General features: G+C 64.1%; 9 protein-coding genes. 4 read left to right on the plus strand and 5 right to left on the minus strand.

The window, feature by feature from the left end; translation table 11 throughout:
- Nucleotides 1-159: 159 nt before the first annotated feature.
- The 3 genes from JQ587_RS08230 to JQ587_RS08240 all read left to right on the plus strand — a co-directional run bounded on the left by JQ587_RS08230 (nt 160) and on the right by JQ587_RS08240 (nt 6,788).
- Nucleotides 160-2,256: a methyl-accepting chemotaxis protein gene (locus tag JQ587_RS08230; RefSeq protein ID WP_349629486.1), complete on the plus strand. Its 2,097-nt coding sequence runs from the start codon at nt 160-162 to the stop codon at nt 2,254-2,256.
- Nucleotides 2,257-2,425: 169 nt separating this feature from the next.
- The gene (locus JQ587_RS08235; protein ID WP_212298009.1) at nt 2,426-5,605 is read left to right on the plus strand and encodes an efflux RND transporter permease subunit; all 3,180 of its coding nucleotides are present in this window, start codon (nt 2,426-2,428) and stop codon (nt 5,603-5,605) included.
- Nucleotides 5,592-6,788 carry an efflux RND transporter periplasmic adaptor subunit gene (locus tag JQ587_RS08240; protein ID WP_212424975.1) on the plus strand — a complete coding sequence of 399 codons (1,197 nt, stop codon included), beginning with the start codon at nt 5,592-5,594 and terminating at the stop codon, nt 6,786-6,788. The genes JQ587_RS08235 and JQ587_RS08240 overlap by 14 nt, the downstream gene beginning before the upstream one ends.
- Before the next feature lie 92 nt (nt 6,789-6,880).
- Here the strand turns inward: JQ587_RS08240 and JQ587_RS08245 are convergent, their stop codons facing one another.
- Nucleotides 6,881-8,416, minus strand: coding sequence for an acetyl-CoA acetyltransferase (locus JQ587_RS08245; RefSeq protein WP_212424976.1), 1,536 nt, complete (start codon nt 8,414-8,416; stop codon nt 6,881-6,883).
- A 124-nt stretch (nt 8,417-8,540) separates the two neighbouring features.
- Nucleotides 8,541-9,674, minus strand: a complete 1,134-nt coding sequence (locus tag JQ587_RS08250; protein ID WP_212298012.1) for a nitronate monooxygenase — start codon at nt 9,672-9,674, stop codon at nt 8,541-8,543.
- A 329-nt stretch (nt 9,675-10,003) separates the two neighbouring features.
- On the opposite strand from JQ587_RS08250, the gene yghU reads away from it, so the two are divergent.
- Nucleotides 10,004-10,879, plus strand: a complete 876-nt coding sequence (yghU, locus tag JQ587_RS08255) for a glutathione-dependent disulfide-bond oxidoreductase (RefSeq protein ID WP_212298013.1) — start codon at nt 10,004-10,006, stop codon at nt 10,877-10,879.
- 52 nt (nt 10,880-10,931) lie between these two features.
- Here the strand turns inward: yghU and JQ587_RS08260 are convergent, their stop codons facing one another.
- The 3 genes from JQ587_RS08260 to JQ587_RS08270 all read right to left on the minus strand — a co-directional run bounded on the left by JQ587_RS08260 (nt 10,932) and on the right by JQ587_RS08270 (nt 13,780).
- Nucleotides 10,932-12,209: an acyl-CoA dehydrogenase family protein gene (locus tag JQ587_RS08260; protein WP_212424977.1), complete on the minus strand. Its 1,278-nt coding sequence runs from the start codon at nt 12,207-12,209 to the stop codon at nt 10,932-10,934.
- A 302-nt stretch (nt 12,210-12,511) separates the two neighbouring features.
- Nucleotides 12,512-12,892 (minus strand): VOC family protein, encoded by a 381-nt coding sequence (locus JQ587_RS08265; protein ID WP_212298015.1) that lies wholly within the window; start codon nt 12,890-12,892, stop codon nt 12,512-12,514.
- Between the two features lie 108 nt (nt 12,893-13,000).
- Nucleotides 13,001-13,780: an SDR family NAD(P)-dependent oxidoreductase gene (locus tag JQ587_RS08270; protein ID WP_212424978.1), complete on the minus strand. Its 780-nt coding sequence runs from the start codon at nt 13,778-13,780 to the stop codon at nt 13,001-13,003.
- Between the last annotated feature and the right edge of the window lie 64 nt (nt 13,781-13,844).

Genomic DNA, 13,844 nt, shown 5'->3' on the forward strand with positions numbered 1-13,844 from the left:
TCGGCGGGCAACGATTTGATAAGCATATGAAGGGACGCCCTAAGCCGGGCGACCGTACTTTGACGTGAGACAACGTCGCGTTGCCGGTGTCAGCTATTTCTTCCCAGGGTCGACCCTTCCGTTTGGAGGAAGCGGCGCTCCGAGAGAAGGAAGCCAGCGGTGCATCTCAGAATAGGCAGGGTACTACCGGTCATCATTTCGGCACTTGCCTTGATGGGGGTGGCGGCGACCGGCTACACGGCCGTTCGCGCCTACCACGACCGGCACGAAGCCGTGGTCTTTGTCGGCCTTAACGGCATTTCGCAGTCGTTGTTGCGAAGTGCCGGGCAATGGGCCCAGGAGCGCGGCATGACCAATGCGGCGCTGAATTCTCCCGAGGTGATTTCCGGTGATCGACGCACGGAAATCGATCGCGTGCGCGCGACTTCAGATCAGGCGTTTCGGGATGCCGTGCAAGGTTTGCGCGGCGTGGCGGCGATGAAGGTCGCTGAACAGCGCATCGCTGAGGCGGAGCGGGCGCTTCAGGATTTCGAGCGCCTGCGTCGCAAGATCGATGCGGCTCTTGCGAAGCCCGGGCCGGAGCGGGATCCCGAGGTGGTCAAGGCCGTGGTCCCCTCCATCACCGAGTTGATCGAGGTCTCCGCCAACAGATTGCGCCTCACGTTGGAGACGCTGACCAGTTCGCCCTCGGCGGCCATGGCGCGCCTCGTCGGCCTTCGCCACCTGACCGCAGAAATGGCTGAGAATGCCGGTCGCGAGCGTGCGCTGCTCGGAGGCTTGATCAGTTCGCGCACCAAGCTTGCCGCGGACGGCATTGGTCGGATCGCGACCTTCCGGGGCCACGTCGAGCTTGCCTGGGGAACGGTTGCTCCGATCGCCGATCGCTCCGACGTTGCGTCGAAAATCGCATCCGCCATCAAGGCCGTGAACGAAGATTACTTTCAAACCTATGGTGCGCTGCGCTCCGACGTTCTCGCGACCGCTGCGAGTGGGGACTACAAGATCGGTGGCCGCGACTATATGAGCCGCGCGACGACAGCGATCGATTCCATCCTGGGGCTGGCGGATGCGATCGGCGCAGCCGCGGACGCGGAGGCTGCCGAACAGGAGAAGGCAAGCGCCTCGAATCTGGCCGTTAGTGCTGCGATCCTGTTCGCAAGCCTCGGCCTCGCAGTGCTGAGCTTCTGGGTCGCGGTTTCGCGGATCGTGCGTCCGCTCTCGGCGCTGACGGGGGCGATGGGCGAACTGGCGAGCGGAAATTTTGCGGTGGTTCTTCCCGGGCTTGGCCGCAAGGACGAAGTGGGTGACATGGCCCATGCGGTCGAGGTGTTCAAGGTCAAGGCCGAGGAGAAGGCGCACGAGGCTGCGGCCGCCAAGATCAGGCAGGATCAGGTCGCGGCGGAACAACGCCGCGCCGACATGCATAGGCTTGCCAGTCAGTTCGAGGCGGCTGTTGGCGAGATCGTCGATGCCGTAAGTTCGGCTTCGACCGAGTTGGAGGCCTCCGCCGGCGCAATGAACGTGACGGCCGCACGGGCACAGCAGCTTGCTGTCACCGTTGCCGATGGTTCGCAGGAGGCTTCTGCGAACGTCCAGTCCGTTGCGTCGGCGACCGAGCAACTGTCGTCCTCCGTCAACGAGATCGGCCGCCGGGTGCAGGATTCGGCGCGGATGGCCAACGAAGCGGTCGACCAGGTACGACTGACAAGTGGACAGATCGGCGAGTTATCGAAGGTGGCCGCCAAGATTGGCGACGTCGTCGAACTGATCGATGAGATCGCGGGGCAGACCAATCTGCTGGCTCTCAACGCCACGATCGAGGCGGCGAGGGCGGGCGAGGCCGGCCGCGGCTTCGCCGTGGTGGCCTCCGAGGTCAAGGCTCTTGCCGAGCAGACCGCGAAGGCGACCGGCGAGATCGGCCAGCAGATCACTGGCATCCAGTCGGCCACCCGGGAATCCGTCACGGCGATCCGCGACATCGGCGACACCATCTCCCGGCTGTCCGAGATCGCTGCGGCCATTGCTGCGGCCGTGGAGCAGCAGGGCGCGGCGACGCAGGAGATCGCACGAAACGTGCAGCAGGCGGCAAAGGGGGCGCAGCAGGCCTCATCCAATGTGGGCGAGGTCGAGCGCGGCGCCGCCGAGACCGGCGCGTCTTCGTCGCAAGTGCTGTCGGCGGCGCAGATGCTGTCGCGTGACTCCAATCGGCTCAAGCTTGAAGTCGGAAAGTTCCTGAACGTGGTGCGCGCCGCCTGAAATAGGCGGTCGCATGGCTGCGATGACGTTTTCGCAGTGCGATAGCAGGGAAGTGAATGCAGGAAAGCCGCCGGAGGTTAGCGTTTCCGGCGGTGCTCGGGTAAAGGGGAATGGGGATCGCCGTGGGGGCGGATTCCGAATTCTCGTTTGACCTGGATTTGCCTGGCGCATGATTGCTCTGGTCCGTATCGCCCTGAGCCGGCCCTACACGTTCGTCGTGCTCGCGCTTCTGCTGCTGATCATCGGACCGCTGGCGGCGCTGCGGACGCCGACCGACATCTTTCCGGACATTCGCATCCCCGTGATCGGCGTGGTCTGGCAGTATACCGGCCTGCCGCCCGACCAGATGTCAGGCCGCATCACCACGCCGTTCCAGCGCGCGCTGACGACGACGGTCAATGACATCGAGCACATCACCGCCAATTCCTATAACGGCTTTGGCATCATCAAGATCTTCTTCCAGCCCAATGTCGACATCCGCACCGCCAACGCGCAGGTCACGGCGATCTCGCAGACGCTGATCAAGCAGATGCCGCCGGGCGCGACGCCACCCCTGATCCTGAACTACTCCGCCTCGACCGTGCCGATCATCCAGGTCGCGCTGTCGGGCGATGGCCTGACCGAGCAAAACCTCGCCGACATCGGCATCAACCAACTGCGCACGCCGCTGGTGACCGTGCCGGGCGCCGCGATCCCGTATCCCTTCGGCGGCAAGCAGCGCCAGATCCAGATCGACCTCGATCCGACCGCGCTGCAGGCCCGAGGCCTGTCCGGCCAGGACGTCGCCAATGCGCTGGCCGCGCAAAACCTGATCACGCCGGTCGGCACCCAGAAAATCGGGACCTTCGAGTACAATATCCAGCTGAACAACTCGCCGCTGAAGATCGACGAGCTCGGCAACCTGCCGATCAGGACCGTCAACGGCGCCATGGTCTATGTCCGCGACGTCGCAACCGTGCGCGACGGCAATCCGCCGCAGACCAACATCGTCCATGTCGACGGCAACCGCTCGGTGCTGATGATGGTGCTGAAGGCGGGCGCGACCTCGACGCTCGACATCATCGCCGGCATCAAGCAGAAGGTGATCGACGTCAAGGATCAGCTGCCGGATGCCTTGAAGATCGGCTTCATCGGCGACCAGTCGGTGTTCGTCCGCGGCGCGATCGAGGGCGTTGCCTTCGAAGGCGTGATCGCCGCGCTGCTCACCAGCGTCATGATCCTGTTGTTCCTCGGCAGCTGGCGCTCGACGATCATCATCGCGGTCTCGATCCCGCTGTCGGTGCTAGGTGCCATCGTCATGCTGTCGGCGATCGGCGAGACGCTCAACATCATGACGCTCGGCGGGTTGGCGCTCGCCGTCGGCATCCTCGTCGACGACGCCACGGTGACCATCGAGAACATCAATTATCATCTCGAGCAGGGCAAGCCGGTCGAGCAGTCGATCCTCGACGGCGCCAACCAGATCGTGACGCCCGCCTTCGTCTCGTTGCTCTGTATCTGCATCGTGTTCGTGCCGATGTTCTTTCTCACCGGCGTCGCGCGATTCCTCTTCGTGCCGATGGCCGAAGCGGTGATGTTCGCGATGATGTGGTCATTCATCCTGTCGCGCACACTGGTGCCGACCATGGCGAATTACCTGCTACACCCGCACGTGCATCACGAGGGCGAGCCGCCGAAGTCGCGCAATCCGCTGGTCTGGTTCCAGCGCGGTTTCGAGAGGCGATTCGAACGCATTCGTGGCGGATACCACGATTTGCTGGGGCTCGCGCTGGCGCACCGGATGGTATTCGTCGCCGGCTTCCTCTGCGTGGTCGGCGCGTCCTTCGCGCTGGTGCCGTTCCTGGGGCGCAACTTCTTCCCCGCCGTCGATGCCGGCAACATCCTGATGCACGTCCGCACTCAGGTCGGCACCCGCGTCGAGGAGACCGCCAACCAGCTCGCCGACGTGCAGAAGGCGGTCCGCAAGCTGATCCCGGGCGAGATCGAGACCATGACCGACAACATCGGCATGCCGATCTCCGGCATCAACATGACCTATAACAACACCGGCGTGATCGGTCCGCAGGACGGCGACATCCAGATCAAGCTCAGGGAGGGCCACAAGCCGACCGAGGAGCATGTGAGGGTGCTGCGCGAGCAGCTGCCGCGGCTGTTTCCGGGCGTCAGCTTCGCGTTCCTGCCGGCCGACATCGTCAGCCAGATCCTGAATTTCGGCGCGCCGGCGCCGATCGACCTGCAGATCCGCGGCGCCAATCTCGGCGCCAATTTCGCTTATGCCAACAATCTGCTGGCCAAGATCCGCAGGATTCCCGGCGTTGCCGATGCGCGCATCCAGCAGTCTCCGAACGGTCCGACCTTCAACATCGATGTCGACCGGACCCGCGCGCAATATGTCGGCCTGACCGAACGGGACGTCACCAACAGCCTCGTGGTCAATCTCGCCGGCTCTTCGCAGGTCGCACCGACCTACTATCTCAACCCCGACAACGGCGTGTCCTATTCCATCGTGATGCAGACGCCGCAATACCAGATCGATTCGCTCAGCGCGCTGCAGACGCTGCCGATCACCGCAGCCGGGAATTCGCAGTCGCCGATCCTCGGCGGTATCGCCGACATCAAGCGTTCGGTGTCGAGCGCGGTGGTGTCGCAATACGACATCCAGTCGATGGTGCAGATCTTTGCCACGACCTCGGGGCGCGATCTCGGCGCGGTGTCCAACGACATCCGCCAAGTGATCGCCGACACCGCCAAGGAGGTGCCGAAGGGCTCGTCCGTGGTGCTGCTCGGCCAGGTGCAGACCATGAACAGCGCCTTCACCGGCCTGTTGTTCGGCCTGCTCGGCGCCGTCGTGCTGATCTACTTCCTGATCGTCGTGAACTTCCAGTCCTGGTCCGATCCGTTCGTGATCATCACCGCATTGCCGGCCGCGCTCGCCGGCATCGTCTGGATGCTGTTCACGACCCAGACCACGCTGTCGGTGCCGGCGCTCACCGGCGCCATCATGTGCATGGGCGTTGCGACCGCCAACAGCGTGCTCGTGATCTCCTTCGCCCGCGAGCGCTATCAGGAGCTCGGCGATCCCATCGCCGCGGCGCTCGAAGCCGGCTTCGTCCGGTTCCGGCCGGTGCTGATGACTGCGCTTGCCATGATCATCGGCATGGCGCCGATGGCGCTGGGGCTGGGTGAGGGCGGCGAGCAGAACGCGCCACTTGGCCGCGCCGTGATCGGCGGCCTGATCTTTGCGACTTTCGCCACGCTGATGTTTGTTCCCGTGGTGTTCAGCATGGTACACAAGAAACAAGGCGCCAAAGCCGCCGCCTCATTGGAGACTGCGCATGTCACCCACTGAACCCCGCTCCTCGGTATCGCGCCGGAAACTGGGTATTTTCAGCGTTGTGGCGCTGATCGTGGCTGGCCTCGTGGTTGGCACCGGCATCCGTGCGCGCGAGGATCAGGGCTCCAAGCTGAAGGAGTGGACCGACGACCAAGCCGTTCCCAGCGTTGCGGTGACTCTGCCGAACGCCAAGGCGCTCAATTCCACGATCGATCTGCCGGGCCGGCTCGAGGCCTATTATCGCGCTCCGATCTTCGCGCGTGTCTCCGGCTATCTCAAAAGCTGGAGCGCGGACATCGGCGCCCGGGTCAAGGCAGGTCAGGTGATCGCCGAGATCGAGGCGCCCGACCTCGACCAGCAGCTCTTGCAAGCACGCGCCGACCTCGCCAGCCAGCAGGCCAGCGCCAGGTTATCGGAGGCAACCCTGAACCGGCGCAAGACGCTGGTCGCCTCCAACTTCGTCTCCGCGCAGGAGATCGACGAGCGCACCGCGGATCTCTCCAACAAGAATGCGGCGGTCAATTCCGGAAAGGCCAACGTCGAGCGGCTCGAGGCGCTCGCCGGCTACAAGAAGATCACCGCGCCGTTCGACGGCGTGGTCACGGCGCGCGATACCGACGTCGGTGCGCTGATCAATGCCGGCGGCGGCGCGGGGCCGGCGATGTTCGTGGTCTCCGACATCACCAAGCTGCGCGTCTACGTCAACGTGCCCCAGAACTACGTACCGGCGATCAAGATCGGCGCCAAGGCCACGATCGCGCTGCCGGAGTATCCCAACCGGAATTTCCAGGCGACCGTGGAAGCGTCCTCGCAGGCCGTGGACGTCGCGTCAGGCACCACGCGTATGCAGCTTGGCCTCGACAATTCCAGCGGCGAGCTGATGCCCGGCGGCTATGCCAGCGTGAAGCTCGGCCTGCAGCGCGACTCCGCGCCGTTGAGCATTCCCGCCAGCGCGTTGATCTTCAACGGCAGCGGCCTGCGCGTCGCGACGGTGGGCACCGACGACAAGGTGCTGTTCAAGCCGGTGACCATCGCCCGCGATCTCGGCCGCGAGATCGAGCTTGCCTCGGGCATCGCGCCCGACGACCGTGTCATCACCGCGCCGCCGGACGGCCTGTCCGACGGCGATGCGGTTCGCGTCGTCGGCGCCGGCGGGAAACCGGCCACCGCGTCCGAGAAGCAGCCGCCGAAGAGCTAGCGCAGGTGTCGTAGCTTCGGAGGGTGGTTTAGCGAAGCGTAACCCACCATTGGTGTCTCCGTGGACGCAACAGAGGTGGGTTACGCCTTCGGCTAACCCACCCTACGAAATCGCGCCACGCGCCACTCCGGCACGCCATCCGCGGCCATCCGGATCTCGCCGAGTGAACCTACCGGCGTACGATCCATGCTCAATAAGTGCCTCAGCGTCGCATGATCGCTCGCCGGAATCCGCGCCAGTGTGCGCCGATCATCTTCTGTGCGCAGCATCACCACACCGTGCTCGACATCGCCGCCACGGCCGTAGAGCACGGTAAAGCTCTCGACCTTGCCTTTTCCGCTCGCCTCCGTGACGAACTCCGGCACCGCGCGCTTGTTGCGGTCGGCCTCGCCTTGTACGCTGGTCTCCTGCGCCAGCGCCTCGCGCGGTGGCACCTTCGCCACCACCAGCGCGTGATGCTTGGTGACGAAGCCGCCCTGACCATAGAGCAGGCCGAGCTTGTCGCCCTCGCGCACACGCCGCACCATCGCGCAGGCGGCATGCGTCATGTAAGTGTTGAGCGGCGCACCGAAAAAGGTGAGCCCGCCGGTCACGGTGGGCTGCACGTCGGCGGAAAGGCCCAGCGTCCGCCGCGCCATCTTCGGCACGCAGGGGAAGCAGCTATAGAGCTCGATCGCGCCGAACGTTCTCCCGTCGCCGCCGGCGAGATCCATTGCGGCCGTCAGCACGGCATTCTGCGGATGGCTCTCGTAAAACTGGTCGCGCAGCAGATAATCGGGCGGCTCCTCGGCTGAGGCGCCGCCGAGCGGATAGACCAGTTTGTCTTCGGGAATCCCGGCCGCACGCGCCTTGGCAAGGCTGGTCAGCAGCAGCGCACCGCCCATGTTGACGCTTGGGTTGGCGACCATGAGTTTGTTGTACGGCCAGGCGATGAGGCGGTTGTCCGCGGTCGGTGTCGTGATCTCGTCCGGCGCATAGCGGCGCTTCAGCCAGGCATTGGGATTTTGCGCGGCGGCCTCCGAATAACGCGACCACAGCATTCCTGATTCCGTCATCGCCTCGCGCGGCGTTTGGCCCCAATGCGCGGAGGAGGCGGCTTCATAAAATGGATAGACCGTGACGGGCCTGAATACGCCGAGCTTCACGGCGAGAGGCTTCTGGAATGCGGCGCCACGCTTTGGCTCGGGGGCGTCGTGGGCAAACGGCGTCCATGGCAGCTTGACGCCGGCACGATCGGCTTTGGTCGCGGTCGATTGCGCCTCCGCGCCGCAGACCGCCGCGACGGCGCATTCGCCGCGCGCGATGCGCTTTGCGGCCTCGTGGATGTAGCGGATCGGAGTCTCACCGCCGACCGGGCCGTAATAGCAATGCGCAGGTTGGATCCCGAGGCGTTGCGCCAAGAGCTTTTCCGGATCGCGATAACGCCAGCTCAGGAAGTTGACGACGTCGAGCGACTGCACCTCGCCGAGCAGCTTTGCACCGGCATCGGCTTCCGCGCGTCGCAAGGCCCGCTCGAGCAGGTCGAGCGGCTCGAGGCCTTCGGTGATCTCCTTGGGGCGGTCGACGATCTCGCCGATGCCGACGATGACGGGAATGCGGTTTTCGGGGGAAGTGGTCTTGTCAGTCATAATCTCGTTTCGCGATGTTGGATATTTTCGTCATTGCGAGGAGCGAAGCGACGAAACAATCCAGGAATCTTTCCGCAGAGGCGGTCTGGATTGCTTCGCTTCGCTCGCAATGACGATGTGGTTGCTACTCCGCCACCAGCGCATTCATGTGCTCGACGGCTTCGGCAAACTCTTCCTTGAATTCCTGCACCACGGCGCCGGCTGATTTCACGCTGTCGATCAGGCCGACGCCCTGGCCGACGAAATAGCTGACGAGATCGCGCGCCTTGGCGTTGCCGCTCGCAGCCGCCCGATCGATCGAGTTGAAGGCGTCGCGGCTGATGATGCTCTGCAGCGGCATCGGTAGCGCGCCCGGGCTTTCCGGCGCGCGGTCCCAGGCATCGGTCCAGACCGAGCGAAGCTGCCGCGCCGGCTTGCCGGTGCGCCCCTTCGAGCGGACCGCATCGCGCGAAGAGGCCGCGATCATCTTCTCGCGGAAGATCTCAGAGGTCTCGGACTCGACGGTGGCCAGCCACACCGAGCCGGTCCAGGCGCCGGCTGCGCCCATGGCCATGCAGGCCGCCATCTGCCGCCCCGTCATGATGCCGCCGGCCGCCAGCACCGGCACGTCGCGGATCTTTTTGACCGCCTTGATCACCTCCGGCACCAGCACCATGGTCGAGACCTCGCCGCAATGGCCGCCAGCCTCGGTGCCTTGCACCACGAGGATGTCGACGCCGGCGGCGACCTGACGCAGCGCGTGCTCCTTGGCGCCAACGAGGGCGGCCACCGGCACGTTGTGCTTCTTGCCCATCTCCATCATCGCTTTCGGCGGCACGCCGAGCGCATTGGCGATCAGCCGGATCGGATGATTGAAGGAGACGTCGAGCAGCTCCAGCGCGGTCTTGGCGTCGAACGGCTGCGGCTGATTGTCGGCCACTTCGGTGGCAGTGAGCTCAATGTCGTACTTCTTCAGGAGGTCGCGCGTGTAGGTGCGATGCTCCTGCGGCACGCGCGCTTCCAGGCTCTTCCAGGTGACGTCCTTCTCGCCTGACGTCGAGATATTTTCGGGGATCAGCACGTCGATGCCGTAGGGCTTGCCGTCGACGTGATCGTCGATCCATTTCAGCTCGCGTTCGAGCGTATCCGGCGTATGCACGGTGGCGCCGAGCACACCGAAGCCGCCGGCGCGGCTCACGGCTGCAACGACGTCGCGGCAATGGCTGAAGGCGAGCAGCGGGAACTCGATGCCCAGCATGTCGCAGATCGGCGATTTCATGATCCTCTCCCGGCGGTCCTGGGGTTGCTCTTCTTGCTTGGTCTTGTGAGGGCCGTTCGACGCTAACCCTTCGCTGCCAGTGATGCCACGCCGGATTTGAGGGAGCTTCTTGCGCGCAGGCGTCCATTCCGCGCCATAAAATAAGTCGTGAGAGCATCCACAGATGTCGCCAAGCGCGGCCAGACCGTCAGCCCGTAGAGTGGTGACGGGTTAGCTCGAATGCATGACGCCGGCCTGAGGCCCGCGCCGGACGCAGAGCGGGCAGGGCTTGCCATCGGCTGTTTGCGGGCTAATTAATGCAGGCGCATCTTTCTGCCGGAGCCCATCGCATGCCTGACGCCCCCGCCTACGTGCCGCCAAAAGTCTGGACCTGGAACAAGGAGAATGGCGGTCAGTTCGCCAGCATCAACCGGCCGATCGCCGGCGCGACCCACGACAAGGAGCTGCCGGTCGGCAAGCATCCCCTCCAGCTCTATTCGCTGGCGACGCCGAACGGGGTGAAAGTCACGGTGATGCTGGAAGAACTGCTGGCGCTCGGTCACAAGGGTGCCGAGTACGATGCCTGGCTGATCAAGATCGGCAATGGCGACCAGTTCGGCAGCGGCTTTGTCGACATCAACCCGAACTCGAAAATCCCGGCGCTGATGGACCGCTCCGGCCCCGAGCCTGTCAGGATCTTCGAGTCCGGATCGATCCTGTTTTACCTCGCCGAGAAGTTCGGTGCCTTTCTGCCCAAGGAGATCAAGGCCCGCACCGAGGCGATGTCCTGGCTGTTCTGGCAGATGGGCAGCGCGCCCTATCTCGGCGGCGGCTTCGGCCATTTCTACGCCTATGCGCCGTTCAAGATCGAATACGCCATCGATCGCTTCGCGATGGAGGTCAAGCGTCAGCTCGACGTGCTCGACCGGCGTCTCGCGGACAACGAATATCTGGCGGGCAAGGAGTACACCATCGCCGACATGGCCGTGTGGCCGTGGTACGGCGCACTCGCCAAGGGGCTGGTCTATGGTGCCGGCGAATTCTTGTCGGTGCAGGACTACAAGAACGTGCAGCGCTGGACCGATGAGATCGCCAAGCGCCCAGCCGTCAAGCGCGGCCGCATGGTCAACCGGGTGTCCGGCGATCCGGCCAGCCAGCTCCACGAGCGCCACGACGCCAGCGATTTCGAGACCAAGACGCAGGACAAGCTCGCTCCGGCAACGTAGCTCTGTTTCTTCCCCTTGCCCCGCTTGCGGGGAGAGGGGAAGAGAGGGCGGCTTACGCCATGCTCAGCTCGTGGCGGCCGACCACCATCCAATGCACCTCGTCCGGACCATCGGCAAAGCGCAGGTGGCGCACGTCCTGATACATCTCGGCGAGCGGGGTCCAGTGCGAGATGCCGGTGGCACCGTGCATCTGAATCGACTGATCGATGATCTTGCAGGCACGCTCCGGCACCATGGCCTTGACCATGGAGACCCAGACGCGGGCTTCCTTGTTGCCGAGCACGTCCATGGCTTTGGCGGCCTTCAGCACCATCAGCCGCATCGCCTCGATCTCGCAGCGCGCCTGCGCGATGATCTGCATGTTGCCGCCGAGATGAGCGATCTTCTTGCCGAAAGCCTCGCGGGTGAGGCCGCGCTGCACCATCAGATCGAGCGCCTTCTCGGCTTTGCCGATGGTGCGCATGCAGTGATGAATGCGGCCCGGTCCGAGGCGGAGCTGCGAGATCTCGAAGCCGCGGCCCTCGCCGAGCAGCATGTTCTCCTTCGGCACGCGCACATTGTTGAAGCGCATGTGCATGTGGCCGCGCGGGGCGTGGTCCTGGCCGAACACGTACATCGGGCCGAGCACCTCGACGCCGGGCGTGTCGCGCGGCACCAGGATCTGCGACTGCTGCTTGCTCGGCGCCGCGTCGGGATTGGTCTTGACCATCACGATGAGGATCTTGCAGCGGGGATCGCCCACGCCCGAGATGTAGTACTTCTCGCCGTTGATGACCCATTCGTCGCCGACGAGCTTTGCGGTGGTGGAGATGTTCTTGGCGTCGGAGGAAGCGACGTTCGGCTCGGTCATGACATAGGCTGAGCGAATCTCGCCGTTGAGCAGCGGCTTCAGCCACTTCTCCTTCTGCTCCTTGGTGCCGACGCGCTCCAGCACCTCCATGTTGCCGGTGTCCGGCGCCGAGCAGTTCATGGTTTCCGACGCCAGCGGGCTCTTGCCAAGCTCGGAGGCGATATAGGCGTAGTCGAGATTCTTCAAGCCCTGGCCGGTCTCGTCGTCGGGCAGGAAGAAGTTCCAGAGGCCTTCCTTCTTGGCCTTGTTCTTGGCAACCTCGAGCACCTCGAGCTGCTTTGGCGTAAAGCTCCAGCGATCCTCCTTGCCTTCGCCGGCCTTGGCGAACTCGATCGACATCGGCTCGACGGTCTCGCGGATGAATTTCCTGACGTGATCGTAAAGCGGCCGGACCTGGTCCGACATGCGCAGGTCGTTGAGCTCATCGCCGGGATTGAGCGTGTAGTTGGTGGTGCGGGGTATGTAGGCGTGCTTTGTCATTGTTCCTCCCGGAGGTCACTGAGATCGTGTTGGCCGGGAGAATAGTCGCAGCGCGGCCAAAGCGCGAGCGCGTATTTTCTCACGCAAGCCATGCCATGCGATGGAATTTCGCGGCGGCGTTTGAAATGTTGTTTGGGGGCGAACTCTATCCCACGTCGTCCCGGACAAGCGAAGCGCAGATCCGGGACCCATAACCACAGGGAGAAGTTTGACGAAGACTCGCGGTCACCAGCTCGCGCCGCAACTCCTCCCTGGGGTAATGGGTCCCGGCCTTCGCCGGGACGACACCGAGTATAGCCGACTCAGTTAGGCATCCGATGCATCGCGCAGATCTTGTTGCCGTCGAGATCGCGCAAATAGGCGAGATAAAGCTTATTCCCCGCGCCTTCACGAATGCCAGGTGGATTTTCGATTGGCGTTCCGCCGGCGGCGATTCCCGCGGCGTGCCACTTGTCGACCTGCTCAGGCGAGTTGGCAGCAAAGCCGATGGTGCCGCCGTTCGCGCAAGTTGCCGGCTCGCCGTTGATCGGCTTTGTCACCGAGAAAACGCCGGTCTTGGTGATGTAGAAGATGCGGTGGCCGTCGACCCGCGCGGGCCGCACCTCGAGCGTGCTCAGCAGGCTGTCATAGAACGTCTTGGCCTTGTCGAGGTCGTTGGTGCCGATCATGACGTGTGAAAACATTTGCCCGTTCCCCTCGGAGTTTGTAGCCCGGATGGAGCGTCGCGAAATCCGGGTCTTGCTTGCTTTTCAGAATCCCGGATTACGCTTCGCTCCATCCGGGCTACGAAATCAAAACGCCGTATAACCGCCGTCGATCACGAACGTGTCGGCCGTGTGAAACGACGAGGCCTTGCTCATCAGATACACGGCGATGCCGCCGAAATCGGATGCCTCGCCGAAGCGCCGCATCGGAATCCGCGGCATCACATTGGCAACGAACTTTTCGTTGGCCATGAGACCCGATGTCATGTCGCTCTTGATCCAGCCGGGGAGGATTGCGTTTGCGGTGATGCCGTGGCGGGCGAGCTCGACACCGAGCGCGCGCACCAGTGCATTGATTGCGGCCTTGGTCGCGGCATAGTGCTCGTTGCGTGCGGTGCCGAAGATGGAAGCGAGGCTCGAGGTCGCAACCAGCCGGCCGAACGGGTCGCCGGCATTGGCGCGGTCGGTCATGTGCCTTGCGGCCACTTGAAAGGCATGGAACACACCGTCGAGATTGGTCGCAAACATCGTGCGCCATTCCTCCTCGGTGCGCTCGATGAAGGACCTGCGGCCTCCGCCGCCGATGCCGGCGTTCGCGAAGCAGCCGTCAACCCGGCCGAACGTGTCGAGCGTCGCCTTCATCGCGGCATTCACGGAAGCCGGATCGGTGACGTCGCAGACGCGGGCGTCGACCTTGCCGGAGAGGCCCGCCATGCTCGCGGCAGCCGCCTTGTTCTTGTCGGCATTGCGGCCCCAGATCGAGACATTGCAGCCCTGGCCGGCCAGTGCCTGCGCGATGCCGAGACCGATACCACCGTTGCCGCCGGTGATCACGGCGACGCGGCCGGTGAGATCGAAAAGGTTCATGGCGCGCTTCCTGTTTTTGGCGCGACCGGCATCAGCCGGTGCGCGCAAGATCATGCGATATGAC

Source organism: Bradyrhizobium manausense (assembly GCF_018130615.1).
Classification (GTDB): domain Bacteria; phylum Pseudomonadota; class Alphaproteobacteria; order Rhizobiales; family Xanthobacteraceae; genus Bradyrhizobium; species Bradyrhizobium manausense_A.